This window comes from Campylobacter volucris (genome assembly GCF_008245045.1).
Lineage (GTDB): Bacteria > Campylobacterota > Campylobacteria > Campylobacterales > Campylobacteraceae > Campylobacter_D > Campylobacter_D volucris.
Genome location: NZ_CP043428.1, coordinates 126,229 through 151,452, shown reverse-complemented (window position 1 = coordinate 151,452; position 25,224 = coordinate 126,229). Strand labels below are relative to the sequence as shown.

General features: G+C 29.0%; 26 protein-coding genes. 11 read left to right on the top strand and 15 right to left on the bottom strand.

Annotated elements, in window-relative coordinates; translation table 11 throughout:
- Positions 1-63 precede the first annotated feature (63 nt).
- The 8 genes from rpmA to CVOLT_RS00850 form a co-directional block, all read right to left on the bottom strand.
- Positions 64-318, bottom strand: coding sequence for a 50S ribosomal protein L27 (gene rpmA / locus CVOLT_RS00885; RefSeq protein ID WP_039649045.1), 255 nt, complete (start codon positions 316-318; stop codon positions 64-66).
- 10 nt (positions 319-328) lie between these two features.
- Positions 329-637 (bottom strand): 50S ribosomal protein L21, encoded by a 309-nt coding sequence (gene rplU / locus CVOLT_RS00880; protein WP_039665023.1) that lies wholly within the window; start codon positions 635-637, stop codon positions 329-331.
- A 123-nt stretch (positions 638-760) separates the two neighbouring features.
- Entirely contained in the window at positions 761-1,918 is a 1,158-nt protein-coding gene (locus tag CVOLT_RS00875; protein ID WP_039665022.1) for a hypothetical protein, read from the bottom strand.
- 9 nt (positions 1,919-1,927) lie between these two features.
- Positions 1,928-3,265 (bottom strand): DUF6844 domain-containing protein, encoded by a 1,338-nt coding sequence (locus CVOLT_RS00870; RefSeq protein ID WP_039665021.1) that lies wholly within the window; start codon positions 3,263-3,265, stop codon positions 1,928-1,930.
- A gap of 24 nt (positions 3,266-3,289) precedes the next feature.
- Complete coding sequence (lpoB, locus tag CVOLT_RS00865) at positions 3,290-3,919, bottom strand: penicillin-binding protein activator LpoB (RefSeq protein ID WP_039665020.1); 630 nt, start codon at positions 3,917-3,919, stop codon at positions 3,290-3,292.
- A gap of 9 nt (positions 3,920-3,928) precedes the next feature.
- Positions 3,929-4,249: a putative periplasmic lipoprotein gene (locus tag CVOLT_RS00860; RefSeq protein WP_039665019.1), complete on the bottom strand. Its 321-nt coding sequence runs from the start codon at positions 4,247-4,249 to the stop codon at positions 3,929-3,931.
- Positions 4,246-5,592, bottom strand: coding sequence for a COG3014 family protein (locus tag CVOLT_RS00855; RefSeq protein ID WP_039665018.1), 1,347 nt, complete (start codon positions 5,590-5,592; stop codon positions 4,246-4,248). Before CVOLT_RS00855 ends, CVOLT_RS00860 begins: the two co-directional genes overlap by 4 nt.
- Positions 5,593-5,702: 110 nt before the next feature.
- The gene (locus CVOLT_RS00850) at positions 5,703-6,734 is read right to left on the bottom strand and encodes a cytochrome c551 peroxidase (protein ID WP_039665017.1); all 1,032 of its coding nucleotides are present in this window, start codon (positions 6,732-6,734) and stop codon (positions 5,703-5,705) included.
- A gap of 208 nt (positions 6,735-6,942) precedes the next feature.
- Here CVOLT_RS00850 and plsY point away from each other — a divergent pair, with 208 nt between their 5' ends.
- The 5 genes from plsY (at position 6,943) to CVOLT_RS00825 (ending at position 10,457) form a co-directional block, all read left to right on the top strand.
- Positions 6,943-7,554 (top strand): glycerol-3-phosphate 1-O-acyltransferase PlsY, encoded by a 612-nt coding sequence (plsY, locus tag CVOLT_RS00845; protein ID WP_039665016.1) that lies wholly within the window; start codon positions 6,943-6,945, stop codon positions 7,552-7,554.
- On the top strand, positions 7,539-7,856 hold the full coding sequence (locus tag CVOLT_RS00840) for a dihydroneopterin aldolase (RefSeq protein ID WP_039665015.1): 318 nt from the start codon (positions 7,539-7,541) through the stop codon (positions 7,854-7,856). Before plsY ends, CVOLT_RS00840 begins: the two co-directional genes overlap by 16 nt.
- A 77-nt stretch (positions 7,857-7,933) precedes the next feature.
- Complete coding sequence (hsrA, locus tag CVOLT_RS00835; protein ID WP_039665014.1) at positions 7,934-8,608, top strand: homeostatic response regulator transcription factor HsrA; 675 nt, start codon at positions 7,934-7,936, stop codon at positions 8,606-8,608.
- Positions 8,609-8,712: 104 nt separating this feature from the next.
- A complete protein-coding gene (locus CVOLT_RS00830; protein WP_039665013.1) occupies positions 8,713-8,958 on the top strand; it encodes a YfhL family 4Fe-4S dicluster ferredoxin in 246 nt (81 codons plus the stop codon).
- Positions 8,958-10,457, top strand: a complete 1,500-nt coding sequence (locus tag CVOLT_RS00825; protein WP_039665012.1) for a Ppx/GppA phosphatase family protein — start codon at positions 8,958-8,960, stop codon at positions 10,455-10,457. Before CVOLT_RS00830 ends, CVOLT_RS00825 begins: the two co-directional genes overlap by 1 nt.
- Here CVOLT_RS00825 and CVOLT_RS00820 read toward each other — a convergent pair whose 3' ends face one another.
- From CVOLT_RS00820 to CVOLT_RS00810, 3 genes are read right to left on the bottom strand one after another with little or no spacing between them, the layout of a single operon-like run.
- The gene (locus CVOLT_RS00820; protein ID WP_039665011.1) at positions 10,458-11,225 is read right to left on the bottom strand and encodes a hypothetical protein; all 768 of its coding nucleotides are present in this window, start codon (positions 11,223-11,225) and stop codon (positions 10,458-10,460) included.
- Positions 11,222-11,518 carry a flagellar motor switch protein FliN gene (fliN, locus tag CVOLT_RS00815; RefSeq protein ID WP_039665010.1) on the bottom strand — a complete coding sequence of 99 codons (297 nt, stop codon included), beginning with the start codon at positions 11,516-11,518 and terminating at the stop codon, positions 11,222-11,224. Before fliN ends, CVOLT_RS00820 begins: the two co-directional genes overlap by 4 nt.
- Positions 11,515-11,937 (bottom strand): chemotaxis protein CheX, encoded by a 423-nt coding sequence (locus CVOLT_RS00810; protein WP_039665009.1) that lies wholly within the window; start codon positions 11,935-11,937, stop codon positions 11,515-11,517. Before CVOLT_RS00810 ends, fliN begins: the two co-directional genes overlap by 4 nt.
- Before the next feature lie 117 nt (positions 11,938-12,054).
- Between CVOLT_RS00810 and pseI the strand changes: the two genes are divergently transcribed.
- The 3 genes from pseI to CVOLT_RS00795 all read left to right on the top strand — a co-directional run bounded on the left by pseI (position 12,055) and on the right by CVOLT_RS00795 (position 16,827).
- On the top strand, positions 12,055-13,086 hold the full coding sequence (gene pseI / locus CVOLT_RS00805) for a pseudaminic acid synthase (RefSeq protein ID WP_039665008.1): 1,032 nt from the start codon (positions 12,055-12,057) through the stop codon (positions 13,084-13,086).
- Between the two features lie 66 nt (positions 13,087-13,152).
- Positions 13,153-14,889: a motility associated factor glycosyltransferase family protein gene (locus CVOLT_RS00800; RefSeq protein WP_039665007.1), complete on the top strand. Its 1,737-nt coding sequence runs from the start codon at positions 13,153-13,155 to the stop codon at positions 14,887-14,889.
- A gap of 57 nt (positions 14,890-14,946) precedes the next feature.
- On the top strand, positions 14,947-16,827 hold the full coding sequence (locus CVOLT_RS00795; protein WP_039665006.1) for a motility associated factor glycosyltransferase family protein: 1,881 nt from the start codon (positions 14,947-14,949) through the stop codon (positions 16,825-16,827).
- Between the two features lie 24 nt (positions 16,828-16,851).
- On the opposite strand, the gene CVOLT_RS00790 is transcribed toward CVOLT_RS00795, so the two are convergent.
- The 4 genes from CVOLT_RS00790 to CVOLT_RS08100 form a co-directional block, all read right to left on the bottom strand.
- A complete protein-coding gene (locus CVOLT_RS00790) occupies positions 16,852-18,555 on the bottom strand; it encodes a flagellin A (protein ID WP_039665005.1) in 1,704 nt (567 codons plus the stop codon).
- 111 nt (positions 18,556-18,666) lie between these two features.
- The gene (locus CVOLT_RS00785; RefSeq protein WP_039665004.1) at positions 18,667-20,370 is read right to left on the bottom strand and encodes a flagellin A; all 1,704 of its coding nucleotides are present in this window, start codon (positions 20,368-20,370) and stop codon (positions 18,667-18,669) included.
- 75 nt (positions 20,371-20,445) lie between these two features.
- Entirely contained in the window at positions 20,446-20,700 is a 255-nt protein-coding gene (locus CVOLT_RS00780) for a hypothetical protein (RefSeq protein WP_039665003.1), read from the bottom strand.
- A gap of 174 nt (positions 20,701-20,874) precedes the next feature.
- Positions 20,875-21,006 carry a hypothetical protein gene (locus CVOLT_RS08100; protein ID WP_256375842.1) on the bottom strand — a complete coding sequence of 44 codons (132 nt, stop codon included), beginning with the start codon at positions 21,004-21,006 and terminating at the stop codon, positions 20,875-20,877.
- Between the two features lie 134 nt (positions 21,007-21,140).
- Here CVOLT_RS08100 and topA point away from each other — a divergent pair, with 134 nt between their 5' ends.
- Genes topA through CVOLT_RS00765 form a run of 3 tightly spaced genes read left to right on the top strand, consistent with a single transcriptional unit; the run spans position 21,141 to position 25,214 of the window.
- On the top strand, positions 21,141-23,228 hold the full coding sequence (topA, locus tag CVOLT_RS00775; RefSeq protein WP_039665002.1) for a type I DNA topoisomerase: 2,088 nt from the start codon (positions 21,141-21,143) through the stop codon (positions 23,226-23,228).
- Positions 23,219-24,055: a biotin synthase gene (locus CVOLT_RS00770; RefSeq protein WP_039665001.1), complete on the top strand. Its 837-nt coding sequence runs from the start codon at positions 23,219-23,221 to the stop codon at positions 24,053-24,055. The genes topA and CVOLT_RS00770 overlap by 10 nt, the downstream gene beginning before the upstream one ends.
- Complete coding sequence (locus tag CVOLT_RS00765; protein ID WP_052243141.1) at positions 24,036-25,214, top strand: sodium/hydrogen exchanger family protein; 1,179 nt, start codon at positions 24,036-24,038, stop codon at positions 25,212-25,214. Before CVOLT_RS00770 ends, CVOLT_RS00765 begins: the two co-directional genes overlap by 20 nt.
- Positions 25,215-25,224 lie beyond the last annotated feature (10 nt).

Sequence of the window (25,224 nt, the reverse complement as noted above, 5' to 3'; positions counted from 1 at the left end):
ATGATATTATATTTTTTTTAATATATGAGATTTAAGAAGAAAGGCTACAAAGTAGCCTTAAAATTACGCAGGATAAACAGAAACTTTTTTTCTATTTTTATCTTTTCTTTCAAATTTTACAAAACCATCAATTAAAGCAAAAATTGTATGATCTTTTCCTATACCTACATTATTTCCAGCATGAGTTGCTGTTCCTCTTTGACGGATAATTATATTTCCAGCACGAACAAATTCACCACCAAATTTTTTAACACCTAAACGACGACCTATAGAATCACGATTATTCTGAGTTGAACCTTGACCTTTCTTGTGTGCCATTCTTTACTCCTTAAGCTTTAATATCTACTACTCTAACACGAGTAAATTGTCTTCTAAAACCGCGTTTTAATTTAGAATCTTTTCTGCGTCTTTTTTTATAAATCACAACTTTTTTGTCTTTTCCATGAACTATCACTTCCAAAACAACTTTTGCACCCGCAACAAAAGGCGCACCTACCTTTAATTCTTTATCGCATACAGCAAGAACTTCACTTACTTCAATGCTTGATTTTACTTCAGCTTCAAAACAATCTAGTTTAAGCTCATCACCTTGGCTTACTCTGTATTGTTTCCCGCTGTGTTTTATAATAGCATACATACAGCTATCCTTTCTAAAATATATTTTGGTAGCACCACAAAGCATTATGTATAAACATAAATTTAAAAAGCTCTAATGGTTAAAACTTGAGATTATACTCAAATAATTTTAAATTTAGGTTAATTACCAACCCAAATTTACCGTGCCATTTGGATTGACACTGTGCTGTTTTTCCATACCTTCACCATCATCGCCCAAAGGCCTGCAAATATCTCCTTTTTTAACACTTCCTTCTATAATGTTTGCATAAGAAAGTTTTGGAGTAGAACGAATGATTTTTACAACACCTGTTTTAGTTTCAATTCTTCCTGTGTTTTCTTTGGTATATGCATCTTTTATCACCTCACCTAAAGAATAACACTCATAAGTATCATCAATGGTTAAAGTCTGTGAAAATACTACTTCATTTTGATGAATTTGTGATATTTTTAAAGGATAAATGGCATTTAAAATATCATCAGAAATTTTCTTTGCTATTTTTTCACTAACTTTTTCGCTAGCAACTAAAGAATCACCTTTAAAAGAAACTGACATGCTTAAAGTATTTGAAAATTTAATTTGTCTTGTAGCAAATAATAATACTCTATAATCAATCACAATATCTGCTTTATTTTTAGAACCTTTTGTTTTAAGATCAACCCCATTTACATTAAATAATAAAATATAATCTGTAGCCATTACATTTTTAAGCTTATAAATTTCATCTTCATGGGCATTGGATGAATTTATCAAAGCTTTTTCCATCTCATAATAGCCCTTAGAATCTCTATCTAAGACATTAAATTTCCTACTTTGAATCAAATCTGTGATAATTTTTTGCTGTAAAATACTACCAAGCTCTTGATGATTAGAAGAAGTGCTAAAAACCGTGATACTTCTTCTACTATCTGCATTTAACCCTGGTGCTTGGTATTTTTTACTAACATTAGTTTTAAAAACGGTTACATTTGCTATATATTTGTCTTTATCTTGCACTATATTATCAATCTCGTAAGTATCAACCTTACCTTTTGTAGCTTTTATGATTTGCTCTTCATAGATATCTTTAATATTGGTTTTTTTATCATCTGAATTAATGCCAACAAAAGATTGTTTAACCGAATCAATATTAACACCATTTAATTTTCCAACAGCTTCTATAATGGCATTGTTAATCGCTTCTTCTCTAGTAACACCTACACCTTCTCCGCTACTTGATTTTGTAGTGCTTGAAGTAACTACTTTTGCACTTAAAGTAAAATGCAAAAGTAAAGTTAAAATAAAAATACACAAAATCTTCATAAAATTTTCCTAAAAATCATCTATATCATTAACAATATTAGAACTTCTTTGTATATTAGAAGACTTTTTAGGCTCAGCTTTTGGAGTGTTTGAATTTGATTTTAAAGCTTCATTAATATTAGCTATATTATCATAAGAATAAAATCTTACAACGCCCACATGTTCTATGCCATTTTCACTTTTATAGCTCCATTTTTTAAGCGTTCTTATGCCTTTAATTTTTCCACTAGAATTTGCTTTTACTTTTGTATTGATTTTTTCTATGATATTTGTAAAATCTTGAATTTGTTCTTGGGTAGTGTTATCGTTAATATTTAAGCTTTGCTTGATGATTTCTTCATAACTTTCACCTGTAGTTTTTTCATCTTTTAAACTTAAATTTGTATTGATAAATTCCACAATAGCAGCATCAGCCATAGTTGCAGCTGTATCTTTTGCCCTATCTTCTAATATATTAGTTTTTTTAGCATTATTAGCATCAGCTATATAACCCCAATTTCCATAGCTTAAAACAACAGGTGAGCCTTTTTCATCATAAACTAAACGAATACCATACTCATTAAGAAAGCCTTTTTCTTCTTTTGGTAAATACTCACTAATGTTTTTACCTTTACCTGTGATATTGCTTTTGCGCTCTAATGACATATCTTTAGCAAGTTGGCGTGTTTTTTTAGAAACAACTGCAATAACTCCTATATCATATTGACCTCTTCTTTGTGTAACTATGGTTTGTACAGGAATTAACCCACTCATTGAACCAACTGCACTTGTGATGGTTTTATTAAGAAATTCTTCTTTTAATAAAGTCTTTTTTCTTTCCTCTGTTAAACCTTCTACATTAATACCTAAATCTTTTAAAGCTTTGTCTAATTTTGCTCCGCTTAATTGAGCAAGTTTGTCAAAAATTTGACTCATAATACTTCCTTTTGGAAGTTCTTCAAATTCTTTTGCATTAGTAGAATTATCAGCTTCATAATTTTGAATTTTATTTACCGCTATTCTTCCAAAAGCATCTTTAATAAATTCAGTTTGCAAATTTAACATAGCTTTTTGATAAGCATTTTGCAAAGCTTGAGCAAATTGTGGATCACTATCGTTTAGAGCAACTACACTTTTTCCGACATAAAAAGTTTTTCCATCTTTTGTAATACCATATTCTATATCAAAATTATCTGCAAATTCTTCAAAAAAATCATCTAAAGATTTTGGAGCAATATCTTTAGTACTAGCATCTGACATTTCATTTTGAGTTTTAATATCTTCTTGAGTGATTTCTACTTGTGGTGTTGCTTGTGCATAAAGAAAACTCGCTAAAGCCAAAGAACCAATAATAAACATTTTTTTCATTACATATCCTTTTAAATTTTATTCTTACCAGCTAACAGTTTTACTAGAACCTAGTTTGTTGATTCTAGTAGTTTTTTGCCATACCACCAAACCACTAACTTTTTCGGCTAATTTCATCACAAAAAAGTATTCTACTTGAGTTTTACCATCGTTTAATTTTATATTTTTTTGATCAATTCTTCCTTGTAAAGTCAAAGAAGCACTAATTTGAGTACGATTTTTAAAAACTGTTGATCTATCGTATCTATCATCATCTTTATCGCTTATTAAATCATCCATATTATCCTGAGTAGCAATGTCATTGCCTTGAGTAGCTGAAGCTGCAAATTTACCTGAATTTATAAGTTCTTCCACCATTAAATCTGTTAAATTTCTAGTGTCTATTCTTAAAGCTGTATTATTTACCACATCATAAACTGCCACTACAGCTTTACCTGAATTTCCTATTTTTTTGACAACATAAGCTGAATTAAATAAGCTATTTAGCATTTCCCTTGCAGTATTATCAAAATCTTCTCCAGTTAAACCCATGCTTAAAGAATCACCTTTTTTTACCTTTGCAGCAGTGCCATCTACATAACTAGGTTGTTGCACACAAGCACTAAATAAAACACCAATAGCTACAATACTTGTTAATATTTTTATTTTTTTCATTTTCACTCCTTATTTGATATATATTTTATATTTTTTAATTCTTTCATTTGTAGCAACTTTTTGAACAATATAATCTTGCCCGCTCAATAATCTTATATTTTGATAGTTTTCATCTATGGTATTTTTTACAGCAAAACCATCTTTATCAAACCATTCAATTTTATAAGAAATTTTTTTATTTACCAAGCTATAAAAAGTTATTTGAACTTCTAATAATCCTACATCATTGATTCTTTCTTTGACACTTTTAACATTTGAGTGTTTAAATTGACTCACATCTTGAGAAAATAAACACATAAAACTTAGTAATAAAATAATTATTTTTTTCATTTTTCTATCACATTAATACTTGGTGTAATATATGGCGCAAAAGAACGCACGATAATTAACACATTTTTCTTTGGATTAACTTGTTTTTTAAACAATTCTTCTCCATTAGGAGTTTTAATCACAACCTTACCTGTATTTTTAACTGCTACTACTTCAATACTTTGAGGTAATCCTCTCCAAGATCTAACATCTGCTTTAGTTGTGGCTGCATTCATTATACCACTAGCTATACTTAAAAATCCACCTGTAGAATCATTATTAGCAACTGCTGCATTCATAGTAGTTTTTAATATAGTAGAAGTAATAGCCTTTGTAATTATAGTTGGTAATTCAAATTTAAACTCACTTGCAACCACATCATCTAAATTCACTAAAGTAGTAGTATTGGTATCATTTACACTGATATAATCAAAAGACTTGCTTCTTTTTTTCAAAGTTGGCAGTGCAATAGAAGCGGTAGTGACATTATCGCTTAAAATAAATGGTAAAGTCATTTTAAATTCATCTTTTATCACGCCAAAACCATTTTCATAAACGACAAAAACATATTTTGCATTCTTTTTAGCTCCATTAATAATTTTATATTCTTTGGCTATTTCTTTATTTTTAGGATTTAAGATTTTAATCTCTCTAAATAAACCTTTAGCTAAAGTATAATCTTTACTCATAAAATAAAACACAGAAGCTAAATAAGTAGCATAAGGATTTGTGAAATTTTTACTAGTTGAAAATTCTTCAAATAACTCATCATATTGAGCATTGATTTGTTTTCTAGAATCATTGAAATTTTTATCAAAATTTGGATCTTCTTTTTTAGCTTTTTCTAGCTCTTTTTTATTTTTAGCTATTTGGGCTTTAAAATAATCCTTTGCTCTATCTTGACGAAGTAAAGCTCTTTTAAATTCAACTCTTGCATTGTTAAAATCATCTTGGCTCATAAAATTTAAGCCCTTATAAACATTCACCATAATTCTTTCATATAAAGAACCATCATAATCTAATATAGAATCATTTACCAAAACAGCCGTTGTGGTTTTGGTAATTTTTTGAGCACCGCTTCTTAAATCAACATCTACTTGATAAGACTCTTCAACCTTATCAAAAAATTCACTGCTAATGTTAAAATCTCCACAATTTTTAGCAATCAAACCTGCATTTAAGCCTATATAAACTGGATCTTCTTTTTTATTAACTTTATTCATTTCTTGAGTAAAAAATTCACCAGAACAAAGTTTTTGGGTTAATTTTTGTTCAAAATCATTATTTATTTGCCCATGATTAGCACAAGCGCTAAATAATAATCCAACAATTAATACAAAACCATAAAAGACAGTTTTTCTCATACATTCAATCCTTAAAAATTAAATAAAATTAAAATAAAATATACAAGAAAAAACAATAAAAATCAATAAAAAATTATCCCAAAGATAAAAGAATTTCTTTGGGAATTACACTAAAGCTCTGGTTTTGGAGTTTTCTCAGTAGCTTTTGGAAGTTGTGGATAAGTAATACTTGGTTTTTTACCTGTTAAAGTATGTAAAAATCTTTCTATAGAAGCTGCTTCTTTATCAGAAATTTCTATACCAAGTTGAACACTACCCATCTCTTTAATAGCATCTTTTAATGACCATATAGCACCATTATGAAAATACGGCGCAGTTTCAGCAATATTTCTTAAAGTAGGAGTTTTTACTAAACCATTTGCATCGCCTTTAAAGTCTCCAATATCTGCAAATTTATATTTAGCTGCTACTTGGAAAGCTTGCATACTTCCACCTAAATTTACACCCGTATGACAAGCTGTACATCCTTTATCAATGAAAGTTTTTAAACCCTCTTGTTCTTTTTTATTTAAAGCTCTTGTATCACCTTCTAAGAATTTATCAAATTTAGATGGGGTTAAAAGCGTTCTTTCAAAAGTAGCTATAGCATCTGCAATATTATCAAAAGTTACTCCATCACTACCATAAATCTTTTTAAATTCTTTTACATATTCAGGCATAGAAGCAATTTTTTCAACAGCTAAATTTGCTGGAGTTGCCATCTCAGCTTCTGATTCGATAGGTCCTTTTGCTTGATCAGCTAAAGTTTTTGCTCTTCCATCCCAAAATTGTGTTGAATTTAAAACAGAATTATATACAGTAGGAGAATTTAAATGATGAGGATTAACTGTCCATTTATGACCAACTGCTGCTGCTATACCATCAGCACCTCCCATGCCTAAATTATGACAGGTATTACAAGAAATCAAGCCACTTTTAGAAAGTCTTGGCTCAAAATATAATTTTTTTCCAAGATTAACTTTTTCTTTGGAAAATTTACTTGCCTTCACTCCCATTTGCTCTAAAAGCTTTTCAACTCCTGCTTGATCTTTTGGCAAAGGCATTAAACCTGCTGCTTTTGCCTCATCAAGTAAAGTTCTATCAGCAAATGCTGAAGAAAATACCAATAAAGACGAAGCAATTAACAATGAAATTTTTTTCATAATAGTACTCCTAAAATAAGATAAAATAAAGCTCATTTAAATAAACTTTATAAAAATATATCTCAAACTTTCTTTAAATAATATAAAAAATATAATTAAAAAATAAAAATTATTATTTAGGATATTTAACATCCTAAATAATAATTTCAGCATTTATGCAATATTATTATAAGAATTATTTTACATTTTAATTAGGATTTTATCAGTCATGGAAAATTTAATCATCTATCTTCTAACTTATCTTATAGGTGCTATTCCTTGTGGTTTAATACTAAGTCGTGTTTTTGCTAAGGTTGATATCAAAAATGCAGGTAGTAAAAGTATAGGTGCTACTAATGTTTTAAGAGTATTAAAAGAACACAATCCAAAATTAGCTAAAAAACTCGCTATCGCCACTGTAATTTTAGATGCTTTAAAAGGTATAGTGCCTATGTTAATAGCTAAATTTTTAGGATATGATGATAATATTTTATGGACTATGGCTGTTTTAGCTGTATTTGGACATTGTTTTTCTCCATATTTAAAATTTGAAGGAGGCAAAGGAGTTGCCACTGGAGCTGGGGTTTTAAGTATATTTTTACCATTAGAAATCCTTAGTGCTTTTATCGCTTGGTTTATTGTAGGAAAAGTCTTTAAAATTTCTAGTGTGGCTTCTTTAGTAGCTTTAATAGTTTTAATTTTTTCTTCTTTTATTTTCCATTATGATATGCCTGTCATTAACACTCATGCACCAATTTTCATCATAGCTTTTATAGTGGTGTATAAGCACATTCCAAATATTTTAAGACTTATAGGAAAAAAAGAGTGCAAAGTCATATAAAAATTAATTTAGAACTTAAATGCATTATAGGACTTTTAGATTTTGAAAGAATTCAAGAACAAACTATTTTAATAGAATTAGAAGCTAAAAGTAAAAAATTTCTTGACTATGCCAAACTTTGCGCTCGTATAGAAAAAATTTATAAAAAGAAAAAATTTAAAACTATAGAAAAATCTTTAAAATATGTATGCAAAAATATAAAAAAACACCATAAAAAACTTACATTTATAACTATAACTTGCTATAAACCCGATATCATCAAAAACGCCAAGGTTGGAGCTACTCTAACAAAAAAATATTAAAATATTTTTAAAGAACTTTGAATATTTGCTTAATTTGTGTTATACTTCTTTCCTAAAATTCTCCTTAAAGGAAAAGAATGCGTATTTTAGTTGTAGAAGATGAAATAGCTTTAAATAAAACGGTTTCAAATACTTTAAACGAATTTGGTTATCAAACAGATACTTCAGAAAATTTCAAAGATGCTGAATATTTTATAGGCATTAGACATTATGATTTAGTATTGACTAATTGGTTAATTGGCAATAACGATGCTAGCGATTTAATCAATGCAATCAAACAAAAATCACCAAGAACAGCTATCATAACACTTTGCTCTAAAACAGATAAAGAAAATGAAATCAAAGCTTTAAAAGCAGGTGCAGATGATTTTATAAAAAAACCTTTAGACTATGATATTTTAATGGCTAGAATAGAAGCTAGACTTAGATTTGGCGGAACAAATGTAATCAAAATAGACGATTTAACCATAGATCCAGATGAGGAAAAAATCACTTATCAAGGAAAAGATATAGAATTAAAAGGAAAACCTTTTGAAGTCTTAACTCACCTAGCTAGACATTCTGATCAAATTGTATCAAAAGAACAACTTTTAGACGCTATTTGGGAAGAACCTGAACTTGTAACTCCAAATGTTATAGAAGTAGCTATCAATCAAATCAGACAAAAAATGGATAAACCTTTAAATATTTCTACCATAGAAACAGTGCGTCGTAGGGGATATCGTTTTTGCTTTCCTAAAAAATCAAACTAAGCCTTTAGGATGAAAATCCTAAAGACATCTTAACTTTATTGGTTTAAATTGCATATTAAGTTTTTATATAGTATAAATTTTTCATTACTTACAAAAGGAAAAAAATGTCACTTTTAATCACTAGAGACTGTATATCGTGTGATGCTTGTAGAGAAGAATGTCCAGATGAAGCAATTTATGATAATGATCCAATCTATGTTATAGATCCTGATCTTTGTACTGAATGCGTTAATGAATTTTCTGAGCCTGCCTGTATAGTAGCTTGTCCTGTTGATTGTATCATTCCTGATCCTGATAATGTTGAAAGCATTGAAGAGCTTCGTTTAAAGCATAAAAATAAAGCTAATTAATGGCTAAAAAAACAGCAGTAATAGACCTTGGCTCAAATTCCATTCGTATGGTTATTTTTGAGAGAACCTCAAGGTATGGTTTTTATATTTGTAGCGAGTATAAAAAAAAAGTAAGACTTGGAGAAAACGCTTACAATAACAATAAAATTCTCCAAAATGAAGCTATGTATAAAGCCGAGCAAACCTTAGCTTTTTTCAAAGAAAAGGTTTTAAAAGAAAAATGTGCAAAAATTATTGCTGTTGGAACTTCAGCTTTAAGAGATGCTCCCAATTCTAAAGAATTTATTAAAAGAATATCTCAAAACATAGCTTTAAATATAAGATGTATAAATGGCAAAACAGAGTCTTTTTTAGGTGGTCTTGCTGCTTTAAATTTGCTATCAAACATCCAAAATGCTACCACTATTGATATAGGAGGTGGCTCTACAGAATTATGTCTAATTAAAGATGGAAAAATCGTTGATTGTCTTTCTTTAGATATTGGCACGGTAAGACTTAAAGAATTATTTTATGATCAGAAAAAATTTAGTGCTTTAAATAATTTTATACAAGAAATTCTTTTACAAGTGCCTAAAAAATTTCAAAATGATAATATCATAGCTATAGGCGGAAGCTTGCGTGCTATCTCTAATTCTATCATGAAAAAAAATTCCTATCCTTTGAAAATGCTGCATAATTTTTGCTATGAAGTCGAAAAAGAAAAAAATCATATAGAAAAAATTTTAAATGCTAAAAATTTAATAGACTTTAGTATTAAAAAAGATCGTTTTGATACTATAAAAGAAGGTTGTGCTATCTTTCTTGCTTTGTTAAAAAATTTAAAAGCAAAACAAGTTATTACTTCTACGGTTGGGGTAAGAGAAGGCGTATTTTTATCCAATATTTTCAACAAACACGAAAAAATCAAGGAAGATACAAGCGATTTTACTAAATTTAATGCTAAATTTCCTCCTAATTTCAATCCAAGTTTAAAATCTTTACAAGATCGTTTTAACACAAACTATCCTAGCAAATGTGCGTATTTTGCAAATAAAATTTTTGAAAGCTTAAAGCCTTTACATAAAATAGAAAATTTATACAAAGCTAATTTACTTGATGCTGCAAAAATTTCACTCATAGGGGAAAGATTAAATTTTTATTTTTCAAATGAACATAGCTCTTATATGGCACTTAATGGATTAAACTTTGGCTACTCACACAAAGACTTAGCTTTAATTTCTACTTTGCTTAAGCTTGGCGGTAAAAAATTTAATCCTTACAGTATCGAACATTTTAAAAATTTATTACCTCATACTCATATAATTTCTTGGCTTAATTTCATACTTGCATTAGCCAAAAGACTTGCTAAAGATACAAATGAAAACCTTGAATTTGAGCTAAAAAACCATACTTTATATATTTATTGTGATAAAAAAAATATTTATTTTTCAAAAGAAGAAATCAAAAAAATAGCAAAACCAAAACTTATAGTTTTAGCCTTTAATCAAAAAGCACAATGATTATTTTTGCTTGAGTAGCAAATTTTGTAATCTTTGTTTATTTTCTTCAAAATAAGAATTAAAATCTTTTTCTTTAGAATTTATTTTTACAGATTTTTCCTCTGCTATAGCTTCACTAGTTTCTAAAACAAGATTAGAGTTGCCTATGACCATAGTATAACGCTTTGTTCCATACTCAAATACTATAAGTTGATTATGCCTATCAAGCGGTCTTTGAAAAATCAAATTAAAATTTCTATCTAAAGGGTATTTTGATCTTAAATAAATTTTTAAAACCCAAAGCCCTATAAGCAAAAGTAATAATGCACTCATAACTAAAATATAATTAGTAAAATCGTAATTATCTTCTTGTTTGTTTGTTTGGAGATTTTCTTCAGGTAGCATGGATGTTTGCTTTATAGAAGATAAAGACACCGCACCTTCTTTTTGCGCACGCAATCTAAGGCCAAATTTATCACCTATACTATCAGCTTTTATCTCTACTTTTTCTCCAAGATTTAAAGCAATTAAAGTTTTTTCTCCTTGAGAGAATATTTTTACTTTTTTAATGATATTTGAATCTATAGTTTGATCTTCTTCTTTAGAAGTCTTAGCGTCTAAAGTTATAATCAAGATATTATCTTTTTTACTTTGATTTATACCTCCATCATATGGAGTATCAAAAGAAAAGGTAAGATCTACTCTATCATCTCTTGGGTAGATATTATAATCAAGTATTTTTGCCCCAAAAAGCGGCAAAGCCATGCAAAATAATAATAAAAATTTCATTGCAATTCTTTTTTAAAATACTGCAATACTGATTTAGAATCTAAAATTTCATTTATCCTAATGGCGAGATTTTTCTCATACACCATAACCTCGCCTTTTCCAAAAATTCTTTTATTTAAATAAAGCTCAACACTCTCTCCAGCAGGCTTTTCAAGATCTATAACCGAACCTACTTCAAGCTTTAACAATTCTTTTACGCTCATATTTGTAGTGCCAAGCTCACTAACAAAATCTACATTAATATCTAAAATTTCTTCATAAGATTGTAATAATCCTAAATGATCTTCAATCATAATTTTTTATACCCTATTCTAAAACATGAATCTTTTAAAGTATAAGTAAATTTTTCTTTGAGTTTAATAGAAGAAAGTTTTTCTACATGTCCAAGATATTCTGGTACACCTAATTTAAATTCATCTTTACCATTAGTATCATTGAGTAATTTTTTAGTATAACCTACTATTTGATTTGCAATTTCTTTTACCAAATCAGCCAAACCATCTTCTTTTAGTTCTTCATGCAATAAAACCAAAGCGATTTCATTTAAGGCTTTTTTTTGAAAAAATAAATAAAAACTATATTCTTCATCTTTAAAATAAATAGGAATCGAAGCGCCATAAAGCTCCCCTTTAATCGTGCTTGTTGGTTCGATTTTAAGCTTTAACACTTGCACGCAAAAATGATGAATGGAATACTCTAAAGTTTTATTCATAACTAAATCCTTAAATAACTTAACATAAAATAAATATTTTACTAAATAAACCTTTAATCATAATTAATATTAAAATTATAAAATACTCAAAAATAATCATTACTTAGGGATATTATTGTGTTTATAGATAATTTTGATCTTAATAAAAAAGTTTTTATCATCGCTGAACTTTCAGCCAATCATGCAAATAGCTTAGAAACAGCATTACAAACCATAAAAGCAGCTAAATTAGCAGGTGCTGATGCCATAAAATTACAAACTTACACCCCTGATAGTTTGACACTAAATTCAGATAAAGATGACTTTATAATCAAAGATGGTTTATGGGAAAAAAGAAAACTTTATGAGCTCTATGAAGAAGCTAAAACACCATATGAATGGCACGAAAAACTTTTTGAATGTGCTAAAAATGAAGGACTTATATGTTTTTCTAGTCCATTTTCCAAAAAAGATTTAGAATTTTTAAAACAATTTAATCCACCAGCCTATAAAATCGCTTCTTTTGAAGCAAATGATTATGAATTTATAAGGCTTGTTGCAAAGGAAAAAAAACCTACTTTAGTTTCTACAGGCATAGCTTATGAAGAAGAATTAGAAGAAATTGTAAAAATTTTTAATCAAGAATCAAATTCTAATCTAATTTTACTAAAATGTACTTCAGCATATCCATCCCCAATACAAGATTTAAATTTAAACATGATAAAAACTTTAAAAGATAAATTCCACACTACAATAGGTCTAAGTGATCATAGTGAAGGCTTTTTAGCTCCTGTTTTAGCTGTAGCACTAGGCGCAAGAGTGATAGAAAAACACTTTATACTAGATAAAAATTTACAAAGTGCTGATGCTAAATTTAGCCTTGATTTTGATGAATTTAAACAAATGTGTTTTATGGTGCGACAAAGTGAGCAAGCTTTGGGAAGTAAAAAATTTAGAATGGATGAAAAGACTTTAAAAAATCGCCATTTTGCAAGAAGCTTATATGCTAGCAAAAATATAAAAAAAGGTGAAATATTTAGCGAAGAAAATGTAGCTTGCATTAGACCAAATTTAGGATTACATCCTAAATTTTTACCTATAATTTTAGGGAAAAAAGCAACTTCTAATATAGAATTTGCACAAGCTTTAAAAGAAGATGATTTTGAATGATACAAAGATTTATTAAATATCCTTATACTTTGTTATAATACTCTTTAACCTTAGGTAAGGACTTTCATGAATAAAGAATTATTTTTAAAAAACACTCAAGCTCTTTTTGAAGTAGATCAAATTTTAGCATATGAGCTTAGGAAAATCACCCAAACTTTGCGTTTTAAACTTATAAACAATCAAATTTTTGATGAGCAAAATCAAATTTTTTTAGACAAACCCCGCAACTTTGATACCGATAGATACGAACTTTATCCGGTATTATTTTTTTATGGTTTTGCAGATGGTAGCTTTTTTAAAATTCTTTTACAAAATCTTCATTTAAAACACATTATAGTTTTTGAACAAGAATTAGAAATTTTATACCTTGCTTTTCATTTGTTTGATTTTACTCATTTTATTAGAAAAGAAAAACTTATTTTATTTTACCCGCCAAATATCAATACAGCCCAACTTAAAGTTTTATTTAATTACCCTCATATCAAACATACACTAAAAATTTTTAATTTTCATTTTTATAATGACTTTTATGCCAATTTTTATGCACAAAATGCCCATGATTTAATGCAAATTTTATTAAACATTATTAAAACACTGATGCTAAGTAGAGGAAATGATCCAAAAGATGCATTAATTGGGATTAAACATAATGTTATCAATCTTGAAAAAATTATTTTCAGCCCTCCTTTTCAAAATTTTTTAAAAGAAAGGAAAGCTAAAGCTAAAAATGCCATTATAGTTTCAACTGGACCTTCTTTAATGAAACAATTACCTTTACTCAAACAATATCAAGAAAATGTTGTGATTTTTTGTGCTGATAGTTCTTATCATATCTTAGCTCAAGTAGGAATAAAACCTGATTATGTATTTTCTTTAGAAAGAGAAGATTTAACAAGTGAATTTTTTAATAACGATTTTAAAGATTTTGATGAAAATGTTTTATTTATCATATCTTCTTTAACCCATCCTAAAACCATAGAGTATTTAGAAAAAAATGGTAGAGAATATATGCTTGTTTTAAGGCCTTTATTTTTTGAAAGCAAGCTTGGATTAAAAGAATATGGCTTTTTAGGCAATGGATTAAGTGTTGCAAATATGGCTTATGAGTTAGCAGGTGCGCTAAGATTTGAAAATATCATTTTAATAGGACAAGATCTAGCATATAGCGATGATGGCAAATCTCACCCTAAAGAGCATTTATATGGCGATCAAGGAGATGAAGAGATAGTTTATAAAAAAATTCCTGCTTATGGTGGATTGGGTGAAGTTAAAACTCAACTAACTTGGTATTTATTTTTAAAAAGTTTTGAAAAAGATATTGCCTTAACAAGAGATGTTTTAAAAATCACCACTTATAACGCCACAGAAGGTGGAGCTAGGATAGAAGGAACCATAGAAGAATCTTTTCAAAAATTGTGCGAGACTTTATTAAAAGATAAAATTAACAAAAGTTTTATTTTATCAAAACCAAAAAATCCCAACAAAAAACTAAAACAATGTAAAGAAAAATTACAAAAACAAATCAAACAAAGTGAGCTTTTTGTCAAAGAATGTCAAAAAGCCTTAAAAGAACAAAATTTAGAAAAACTTGAAAAATTAAGAATCAAACTACCAAAAAGTGAATTTTTCTCCGATATTTTACAAGCTAGATGTTTTCAAAATGAATGTGAAGTTTTAAGATATAAAGTTAGCAAAGATTTAGATAAAGAATATTTTTTAAATTCTCAACTAGCTTTTTTTGAAGAAATTATTCTTTATTTAGAAAAATATAATCAAACCATAAAAGAAAATTTAAAGGTATAGATTGTATCTGAAATTGACGATATTGTATTTTTAAATTAAACAAGGATGAAATTTAAAATGAAAACAGAAATTTTTAAAAAAAATTTAAAATCCCTAAAAGGAGAGGAATATAAAAACTTAAAACAAAAACTAAGCAAAATCAAAGAAAGCAAAGATTATGCTTATGAATTTGGCAAAGATCCTTTACATTGTAATATCATTTTTCAAAATTCTAAACTTCTTTATAATAAAAATCCTTTAAATGAATTAGAAGAAAAATTGGCATTTTTTAATAAAGAATATGCAAGATATCCTGTATTATTTTTTTATGGATTAGGAAATGGCATTTTATACAAAAGTTTGCTTGTAAATAAAAAACATGAAAGAATTATAGTTTTTGAAAGAGATTTAGAATTAATGTTTTTAGTTTTAAGCATGATTGATTTTTCTAAAGAATTTGCCCAAGGTAGATTTATACTCATACACACTAAAGAAATGACCTATACTAAAGCTGACACACTTTGTTCTTTTTTAAATTTATTTTTAAAAACTTATAATTTACATATTCATTGTGAATTTTACGAAGAGCAAAAAGAAGAAATACGCTTCATTAATGATTTAAATTCCCAAGCTATAAAAAGCATAGCTTTAAAAAAAGGTAATGATCCAATCGATGCTATGCAAGGTATAGAGCAATTTGTATTAAATATACCAAAAATGCTAACTCATCCAAGTTTTAAAGAATTAAAAGAAAAAAGAAGTAATAAAAGCAAAAACGCTATTTTAGTAGCTACTGGTCCATCTTTAAAAAAACAACTTCCCTTGCTTAAACAATATGCTAATAAAGCTACTATATTTTGTGTTGATAGTGCATATGCTATTTTAGCTAAAGAAGGTATAAAGCCTGATTATGTTTGTATGCTAGAAAGAGATAATTTTGTTTCATCGTGCTTTGATAATGATTTTAAAGAATTTGATAAAGACATCACTTTTATATTAGCTTCTTTAGTTCATAAAGATAGCATTAATTTTTTAGAAAAAAATAAAAGAAAATATATCTTAGTTTCAAGATCTTTACCTTTTGCATATTCTTTGGGTTTGCATGATTTTGGCTATGTTCAAGGTGGTATGAGTGTAGCTCATTTAAATTGTGAAATAGCAATTACACTAGGACATGAAAATATCATTTTAATAGGACAAGATCTCGCATATAGCGATGATGGTAAAACTCATAGTGAAGGATTTTTACATGAAGATTATCACAAAGGAGATTTTAAAAGGGATAAAGATAAATACCAAATCAAAGCATATGGTGGAAAAGGCTTGGTGCAAAGTTCTGAAATTTGGGTTTTATTTAAACAAATATTTGAAAATTTAATACAAAAACATAAAAACATAAAAATTTATAATGCCACAGAAGGCGGAGCTAGGATAGAAGGAAGCATAGAAAAACCTTTTAAAAAATTGTGCGAAGATTTATTAATAAAAGATCTTAAAAAGCCTTTTGCAAAATTATACAATTTAAAACAAAAAGAAAGCGAAGCTTTAATGCTTCAAGCTTATAAACAAATCAAAATTCACATTAAAGCAAGTCAAAGTTTTTTAAAAATATGCAAAAAACTATACAAAGAACTAAATCATAAAAACAAAATTCGTTATACATTATATGAGTTGAATTTAAAAATAGATAAATTAAAAGAAAGATTAGAAAGTAAAAAATACACTTTTTTAAGAGAAGTTACAGGCCCTTCTTTATTTCATTTAGAAAGTACTTTTTCAAATATTTATGTACATAACATACAAAATGAAAATGACAAGCAAAACAAGCTTGTAGCTTGGATTGAAGCTCATAAAACTTGGGTAGAGGAAATAAGTGAGTTAGTTTTAGTACAAGAAAAAGCTCTAAAAATAGCTATCATGCCCTTACAAGATATACTCGAAAAAAGAAATTTAATCTAAGTGGGTAAAAAACCCACTTAAAAATTATTGTAAAAGTTTTAAAACATTTTGCTGCACAGCATTAGCTTGACTCATAGCATAAGATCCACTTTGAGCTAAGATATTGTATTTAGAAAAGTTTGCACTCTCAGCAGCAAAGTCAACATCTCTAATGTTTGATTCAGCTGATTTGATATTTACTTGAGTTACACTGATGTTATTAAGTGTAGCAGTAATTTGATTTTGCACTGAACCGATGTCAGCTCTAATAGCATCTAGGTTTGCTGTAGCAGTTTCAACTATATCCATCACAGCCATAGCACCTTTAAGCGTGGTAACTCCAGGAGTTTGATCTTTAGCTGCTATATCCATGCCTGCGCTAGTAGCAATATTTACAAATTGAGAAGATCCATCACTAGGAGCACTTATTCCAAAAGCAATTGAAAAAGCTGTTACAAAGGCAAGATTATTTTCATAAATTGCTGAATAACCTTTACCACTATTTACAGAAAATCCTGAACCCCCGCTCATACCATTTTGCTCCATAAATGAAGCAACATTTGCATTGGTAACTATCATCTTACCGCCACCTTTATAAGCATTAAAGCCCATAGCATCAGCTACATTGGTGTCAATCCTACCTTTAGATTCTCTTAAAGAAACTGAAGCTTGAGAAATCATATCTCCTGCACCCATACCTATAGCACTAAGATTAGATCCAGAAATTAAAATATCCTTACCATCATTTTTCACTAAAGATAAACGACCATAATTTTCATAACTATTTTTAGCTATACCAGATCCACCACCAATACTTCCTTCTATTTTAATACCCCTACCATCTCTTGATGTTAAAACGAGTCTTCCATTTTCATCTCTAGCTGCTTCAACACCTGTAGTATCTTTAACTGAGTTAATTGCAGCTACCAAAGCTCCATTTTGATCAGAATCTTGATACTCTATCTTACCTATGGTTACACCATTTATTTTAAAATCATCACTTGTGGCACCAGCTTTTATAGGACCAGCACCAGTAGTTTGCACTAAAAAGCTAGCTCTAACTCCAGTGATATCTGCAACTCTATTTATCTCTTCAGCTAAAGCTCCAATTCCTGTACCAACTGAAGTTGAAATAACAACAGGTTGGAATTTAAAATCATCTACTCCGTTATAATTTTTAATGGTAATTTGAGCTACACCACTACTTTTAGCTTGTGATCCTGTTTCAAATCTAGTAACACCAATTTTAGAACTTTGAGTTGGCCCTATAGTGGCTTTTACAGTTTGATTTGATTGAGCACCAATTTGAAATTCTTGATTGATGAAATTCCCACTTAAAAGTTGCTTACCGTTAAATGCTGTAGTATTTGCGATATTATCAAGCTCTTCCATCAAACGATTGATATCAGCTTGAAGCATGTTTCTTGTTTTAGTGCTTTGCCCATCTTGAGCTGCTTGGGTAGCTTTTACTTTGATAGTATCTAGAATTTTAAGTTGCTCATCCATAGCCTTATCAGCAGTTTGTAAGATACCTATAGCATCGTTACCATTATTTATAGCTTGGCCTAAAGTAGCAGCTTGCGATCTTAAACTATCAGCAATAGCCATACCCGAAGCATCATCTGCCGCTGAGTTGATTCTCAAACCTGAACTAAGTCTACTTAGAGACTTATCTAATTCTCTTGCTGTGATAGTTGAATTTGCGTGTGCATTCATTGCACCTATATTGGTGTTTATCCTAAAACCCATTTTAAATCCTTTCAATAATATTGCTTGAAAAGATTTAAAGCAAAAAGTATTCCAAAAAAAATAAAAGAAGAAAAATGCCCCAAATATTTAGGGCATTTTGGGAAGTTTAAACTATTGTAACAATCTCATAACATTTTGCTGCACAGCATTAGCTTGACTCATAGCATAAGATCCACTTTGAGCTAAGATATTGTATTTAGCAAAGTTTGCACTCTCAGCAGCAAAGTCAACATCTCTAATGTTTGATTCAGCTGATTTGATATTTACTTGAGTTACACTGATGTTATTAAGTGTAGCAGTAATTTGATTTTGCACTGAACCGATGTCAGCTCTGATTTTATCAAGATTAGTAATAGCTGTTTCAGCTATATCCATCACAGCCATAGCACCTTTAAGCGTGGTAACTCCAGCTTGTTGATCTTTAGCTGCTATATCCATGCCTGCGCTAGTAGCAATATTTACAAATTGAGAAGATCCATCACTAGGAGCACTTATTCCAAAAGCAATTGAAAAAGCTGTTACAAAGGCAAGATTATTTTCATAAATTGCTGAATAACCTTTACCACTATTTACAGAAAATCCTGAACCCCCGCTCATACCATTTTGCTCCATAAATGAAGCAACATTTGCATTGGTAACTATCATCTTACCGCCACCTTTATAAGCATTAAAGCCCATAGCATCAGCTACATTGGTGTCAATATTTCCTTTTGATTCTCTTAAAGACATTGAAGCTTGAGAAATCATATCTCTTGCACCCATACCTATAGCACTAAGATTAGATCCAGAAATTAAAATATCCTTACCATCATTTTTGATTAAAGATAAACGACCATAATTTTCATAACTATTTTTAGCTATACCAGATCCACCACCAATACTTCCTTCTATTTTAATACCCCTACCATCTCTTGATGTTAAAACGAGTCTTCCATTTTCATCTTTAGCTGCTTCAATACCTGTAGTATCTTTTACTGAGTTTATAGCTGAAACTAAAGCACCGTTTTTATCTCCATCTTGGTATTCAACCTCGCCAATTTTTACCCCATTAATGGCAAAATTTGCATCAGTTTTACCAGCTTTAATATTTCCAGCACCTGTAGTTTGTACTAAAAAGCTAGCTCTAACTCCAGTTATATCAGAAGATTTGTTTATCTCTTCAGCTAAAGCTCCAAGACCAGTACCAACTGAAGTTGAAATCACAACAGGTTGGAATTTAAAATCATCTATACCATTATAATTTTTAATAGTAATTTGAGCTACACCACTACTTTTAGCTTGAGATCCTGTTTCAAATCTAGTAACACCAATTTGTGAACTTTGAGTTGCACCAATACTAGCTTTAATTGATTGATTTGATTGAGCACCTACTTGGAATTCTTGGTTGATAAAACCACCACTTAAAAGCTGTTTACCATTGAATGAAGTAGTATTTGCGATATTATCAAGTTGCTCCATCAAACGATTGATATCAGCTTGAAGCATGTTTCTTGTTTTAGTGCTTTGCCCATCTTGAGCTGCTTGGGTAGCTTTTACTTTGATAGTATCTAGAATTTTAAGTTGCTCATCCATAGCCTTATCAGCAGTTTGTAAGATACCTAAAGCATCATTACCATTGTTTATAGCTTGACCTAAAGTGCTAGCTTGCGATCTTAAACTATCAGCAATAGCCATACCTGAAGCATCATCTGCTGCTGAGTTGATTCTTAAACCTGAGCTAAGTCTGCTTAGAGAATTATCCAAAGCTCTTGAGTTTAAATTTGCGTTTGCTTGAGCATTCAAAGATGCCACATTAGTGTTTATACGAAATCCCATTTTAAATCCTTTTAAATAATTTTAATCGCTTCCATGCGATTTACAAAAACCATATCGTAAAAGCACAAAAAAAATTTATATTTTTAAGAAATTTTTGTATTTTTGTTCAGCTTGCATCATAGCATCAAGACTTAAACTACTAAATTCTATAAAAATTTTTAAAAAGTCTATGTATTTATCTAAAGCATTTTGTGGATCTTGATATAAACTAGCATTAAAAAAACCTCTATGATAAAATAAAGGCTTATACATAAAACTTTGTAAAATTTTAGCCTCATCTAAAAGAGTGTTAAATTTTAAAATCAAGTCTAAGATAGTTTCAAATACCAAATCAACATTAGTTTCTTTGCAATTTTGTAAAACACTTAAAAGTTTTGTAGCATCAACATTTAAATTTTGTAACTCTAAAAAATATTCTAGTAAAAGTTTGAAAATCTTTGCTAGATATTTTTGTTCGTTAATACTTTAGATAAATTTATAGTATAACTTAATCTCGATCAATATTTAATTATATTTTATTTTAATAGTTTGACTAGGAAAAATATCGATAAATTCTTCTTTTTTTAAACTTAAAATTTTTTCTTTTAAGGGTTTATTGGTAAATTCTAAAGCATTGAGATTATTTTGTAAAATCATTTTTTCCTCATATTTTTTAAAATAAATTAAATTATATCATTATTTATTTTTTAAATTTACAATCTATACTTATAAGCAAAAAATTTATATTTTTTTTATAAACTTTTGGCAATTTATATTTTTTAAGGCAATAAATGAAAAATTTAATCATCGTAGAATCACCCGCTAAAGCAAAAACCATAGGAAATTTCTTAGGAAAAAACTATGAAGTTATAGCTTCTAAAGGTCATATTAGAGATTTACCTAAAACAAGCTTTGGCATAAAAATAGAAGATGAAAATTTTAAACCAGAATATAGAATTTCAAGCGATCATTCTGCTTTAGTTAAAGAATTAAAAGAAAAAGCTAAAAATGCAAAACAAGTCTATCTTGCAACCGATGAAGATAGAGAAGGCGAAGCCATAGCCTATCATATAGCAAAAGCTATTAATAAAGATGAAAATTCTTTACCTAGAATAGTTTTTCATGAGATTACAAAAACAGCCATAGAACATGCTTTAGACAACCCAAGACTTTTAGACATAAACAGCGTTAATGCCCAACAAGCTAGGCGTTTGCTTGATCGTATTGTAGGCTATAAACTAAGTCCTTTATTAAATCAAAAAATTCAAAAAGGTCTTAGTGCAGGTAGGGTTCAAAGTGCGGCATTAAAAATCATAGTAGATAGAGAAAGAGAAATCAAAGCTTTTGTTCCTTTAAAATATTTTAGTATAGATATGATTTTTGATAAAGACTTAGAAGCTGAGTTAATCGAATTTCAAAATACAAAAATAGAAAAACTCACCATAACCAACGAAGATAGAGCAAAACTAATCTTTGAAAATTGCAAAAATGCTAAATTCAAAGTAAGCAACATAGAAAGTAAAGATAGAAAAATCACCCCACCACCGCCTTTTATGACTTCTACTTTACAACAAAGCGCTAGCAACCGCTTAGGATTTAACCCCAAAAAAACCATGATAATAGCACAAAAACTTTATGAAGGCGTAAAAACTCATGAGGGCATTATGGGGGTGATTACTTATATGAGAACAGATAGTTTAAATATAGCCAAAGAAGCATTAGAACAAGTAAGAAAGCTCATAAAAGATGAATTTGGTAAGGAATATTTACCAAGCAAAGCAAATATTTATACGACTAAAACCAAAGGTGCCCAAGAAGCACATGAGGCTATAAGACCTACAAATTTAAGCTTTACTCCTAAACTTGCAAATGAATTTTTAGAAAAAGATGAAGCAAAACTTTATACATTAATTTACAATCGCTTCGTAGCTAGTCAAATGCAAGCTGCCATCTCTCAAACTCAAAATGTCTTTGTAAATTCTAAAGATGCTAGCTTTAAAATCAGCGGTAGAAAAATTTTATTTGATGGGTACTATAAAGTCTATGGAGATATGGACAAAGATAAAATCTTGCCAAATTTAAACATCAACGATGCTTTAAATATCCAAAATATAGAGCTAAATTCTCATTTTACAGAACCACCTTCTAGGTATTCTGAAGCTGGGCTTGTTAAAAAATTAGAAAATTTAGGCATAGGGCGTCCTTCAACCTATGCTCCAACCATATCGCTTTTAAGTGCTAGAACCTATGTAAGCATTGATAAAAAACAACTCATTCCTAATGAAATAGCCTTTAGTGTAATAGAAATTTTAGAGCAAAATTTTAGCGATATTGTCGATAGTGATTTTACTTCTAAAATGGAAGAAGAATTAGATGCTATAGCAGAAGGAAAGCTAGATTGGCAAGAATTATTAAAAGAATTTTATTTTCCATTTATGAGAAAAATCGAAGCAGGTAAAAAAAATATAAAAAGCTTAAAAACTTTTACCAAACTTGATGAAAACTGCCCACAATGTGGTGGCGAACTTGCTATACGCAAAGGAAGATATGGAGAATTTGTAGCTTGTTTAAATTTTCCAAAATGCAAATACTCAAGAAATTTAAAACAAGAAAATCAAAAACAAGAAAAAGCACCTTTGAGCTCTATAGGTATTAAATGCCCTTCTTGTAAGGAAGGTATGATTGTAGAGCGTTTTTCAAAGCGTGGTAAATTTTATGGATGTAGCGCTTATCCAAAATGTAATTTTATTAGCAAATACAAACCAAGCGAAGAAAAATGCAAAGAATGTAATGAAAATATGGTAATTAAAGAATTAAAAAAAGGCACATTTTTAGAGTGTTTAAAATGTAAAATTAAAAAGGAAATTGAATGCAAATAATGCTTTGTGCTATATCAAATATAGCTAGTGGTGGATGTAGTGAAGATTGTAAATACTGCACACAAAGTGCTCATATAAAAACAAATATCCCAAAATACAAAAAAAAGGATATTGATCAAATCATAAAAGAAGCAAAATTAGCTAAAAAAAATGAAGCTTTAGGATTTTGTTTGGTTACTGCTGGACTTGGCTTAGATGATGAAAAATTAGAATATGTTTGCAAAGTGGCTCATGCGGTAAAAAAAGAAGAGCCTGATTTATTGTTAATAGCATGCAATGGACAAGCAAATTTAGAGCAATTAAAAGAATTAAAAAAAGTTGGAATTTTTTCATACAATCATAATCTTGAAAGCTCAAAAGAATTTTTTCCACAAATTTGCTCTACTCACACTTGGGAAGAAAGATTTCAAACTAATCTTTATGCTAAAGAAGCGGGATTAATGCTTTGCTGTGGTGGAATTTATGGACTTGGTGAAAGTTGTGATGATAGAATAAGTCTTAGAAAAAGCTTACAAGAACTTCAACCTTTTTCTTCTCCTATTAATTTTTTCATTCCTAATGAAAATTTAAATTTAAAACAGTCTTTATTAAGTGCTGATGAAGCTTTGCAAATTATAAAAGATAGTGTTAAAGCTTTACCACAAACTGTTATCATGGTAGCAGGTGGCAGAGAAGTAGTGCTAAAAGAAAGACAATATGAAATTTTTGATGCAGGTGCTAGGGCCATTGTTGTAGGGGATTATTTAACCACAAAAGGCGAAGAACCTAGCAAAGATATACAAAAATTAAGACAAATGGGATTTAGCTTTGCTACACAATGTCATTGACGCTCAAGCTGCAACAGATTTACAAATTTTACTTGTTGTAGCAGGCTGTTTGCTAACTTCTCCTTATATAGCTAAATTTTTAAAACTACCTTTATCAGCAACTGAGATCATACTTGGTTCGCTTATAGGATTTTTAGGATTTATAGGAGAAAGTGAAAATTTCAAACTCTTGGCTAATGCTGGATTTTATTATTTAATGTTTATCGCTGGTATGGAAATTAATCTTAAAACCTTTTTAAATACTGAAAAAACTTTGCTAAATAAAGCATTCATCTATATAGCAAGTTTGTATTTATTTAGCATTCTTGCTGTTGAGAGTATGAATATTTCTTATATTTTTGTCATTATTATACCTATAATGAGCGTAGGCTTGCTTTCTACTTTGTATAGAGATTTTGGAAAAAACTGCAATTGGCTAAATATTTCCATGATAGTTGCAACCTTAGCAGAAGTTGTAAGTATAGTTTTACTAACCATTACAGCAGCTTTTTTAGGACAAGGAACAGATCTTTTTTCTCTAACTCAAAATTTATTGTATTTAGTGGGATTTTTAGCTCTTTGTATATTTGGTTTTAAATTTTTAGAGGTGCTTTTTTGGTGGTATCCGCAGTTAAAAACTATACTTATGCCTTGGCAAGATCATAATGAAAAAGATATAAGATTTTGTATGGCAATTTTTATAGCTATTGTGGCAATTATGATTTATTTTAAACTTGAAGTAGCATTAGGAGCTTTTATAGCAGGTTCATTTATAGCAACATTTTTTGATCATAAAAAAGATTTAGAGCACAAACTTTCAAGTTTTGGGTATGGTTTTTTAATTCCTATATTTTTTATTTATATAGGATCAAGTTTTAAACTCGAAAAACTTTTAAATCCTGAAGTTTTGATTATAGCCTTTTCACTAACTGCTTTTATGATATTTGTAAGAATTGCATCTGCTATGGTTTTTTTAAAAAATTTAGGCTTAAAAAATACTTTTTTGTTTGGACTTAGTCACTCCATGCCACTAACTTTACTCATTGCTATAGCCACTTTATCACTTGGTGCTAAAATCATATCTGAAGAAATTTATTCAGGATTGGTTCTTACTGCATTACTTGAAGCAATTTTAGCTATAAGCTTGATTAAATTTATTAATAATTTTAAAAGATTGTGATTTTGCATTA

What these genes read in the sequence shown, in the direction of transcription:
- CVOLT_RS08100 (WP_256375842.1), bottom strand. Translation starts at nt 21,006, where the DNA reads ATGATTTTACAAAATAATCTCAATGCTTTAGAATTTACCAATAAACCC.
- CVOLT_RS00875 (WP_039665022.1), bottom strand. Translation starts at nt 1,918, where the DNA reads ATGAAGATTTTGTGTATTTTTATTTTAACTTTACTTTTGCATTTTACT.
- CVOLT_RS00870 (WP_039665021.1), bottom strand. Translation starts at nt 3,265, where the DNA reads ATGAAAAAAATGTTTATTATTGGTTCTTTGGCTTTAGCGAGTTTTCTT.
- CVOLT_RS00855 (WP_039665018.1), bottom strand. Translation starts at nt 5,592, where the DNA reads ATGAGAAAAACTGTCTTTTATGGTTTTGTATTAATTGTTGGATTATTA.
- CVOLT_RS00820 (WP_039665011.1), bottom strand. Translation starts at nt 11,225, where the DNA reads ATGAAATTTTTATTATTATTTTGCATGGCTTTGCCGCTTTTTGGGGCA.
- CVOLT_RS00810 (WP_039665009.1), bottom strand. Translation starts at nt 11,937, where the DNA reads ATGAATAAAACTTTAGAGTATTCCATTCATCATTTTTGCGTGCAAGTG.
- rplU (WP_039665023.1), bottom strand. Translation starts at nt 637, where the DNA reads ATGTATGCTATTATAAAACACAGCGGGAAACAATACAGAGTAAGCCAA.
- CVOLT_RS00800 (WP_039665007.1), top strand. Translation starts at nt 13,153, where the DNA reads ATGAATAAAGAATTATTTTTAAAAAACACTCAAGCTCTTTTTGAAGTA.
- hsrA (WP_039665014.1), top strand. Translation starts at nt 7,934, where the DNA reads ATGCGTATTTTAGTTGTAGAAGATGAAATAGCTTTAAATAAAACGGTT.
- lpoB (WP_039665020.1), bottom strand. Translation starts at nt 3,919, where the DNA reads ATGAAAAAAATAAAAATATTAACAAGTATTGTAGCTATTGGTGTTTTA.
- CVOLT_RS00830 (WP_039665013.1), top strand. Translation starts at nt 8,713, where the DNA reads ATGTCACTTTTAATCACTAGAGACTGTATATCGTGTGATGCTTGTAGA.
- plsY (WP_039665016.1), top strand. Translation starts at nt 6,943, where the DNA reads ATGGAAAATTTAATCATCTATCTTCTAACTTATCTTATAGGTGCTATT.
- CVOLT_RS00825 (WP_039665012.1), top strand. Translation starts at nt 8,958, where the DNA reads ATGGCTAAAAAAACAGCAGTAATAGACCTTGGCTCAAATTCCATTCGT.
- rpmA (WP_039649045.1), bottom strand. Translation starts at nt 318, where the DNA reads ATGGCACACAAGAAAGGTCAAGGTTCAACTCAGAATAATCGTGATTCT.
- CVOLT_RS00785 (WP_039665004.1), bottom strand. Translation starts at nt 20,370, where the DNA reads ATGGGATTTCGTATAAACACTAATGTGGCATCTTTGAATGCTCAAGCA.
- topA (WP_039665002.1), top strand. Translation starts at nt 21,141, where the DNA reads ATGAAAAATTTAATCATCGTAGAATCACCCGCTAAAGCAAAAACCATA.
- CVOLT_RS00860 (WP_039665019.1), bottom strand. Translation starts at nt 4,249, where the DNA reads ATGAAAAAAATAATTATTTTATTACTAAGTTTTATGTGTTTATTTTCT.
- CVOLT_RS00795 (WP_039665006.1), top strand. Translation starts at nt 14,947, where the DNA reads ATGAAAACAGAAATTTTTAAAAAAAATTTAAAATCCCTAAAAGGAGAG.
- fliN (WP_039665010.1), bottom strand. Translation starts at nt 11,518, where the DNA reads ATGATTGAAGATCATTTAGGATTATTACAATCTTATGAAGAAATTTTA.
- CVOLT_RS00850 (WP_039665017.1), bottom strand. Translation starts at nt 6,734, where the DNA reads ATGAAAAAAATTTCATTGTTAATTGCTTCGTCTTTATTGGTATTTTCT.
- CVOLT_RS00770 (WP_039665001.1), top strand. Translation starts at nt 23,219, where the DNA reads ATGCAAATAATGCTTTGTGCTATATCAAATATAGCTAGTGGTGGATGT.
- CVOLT_RS00790 (WP_039665005.1), bottom strand. Translation starts at nt 18,555, where the DNA reads ATGGGTTTTAGGATAAACACCAATATAGGTGCAATGAATGCACACGCA.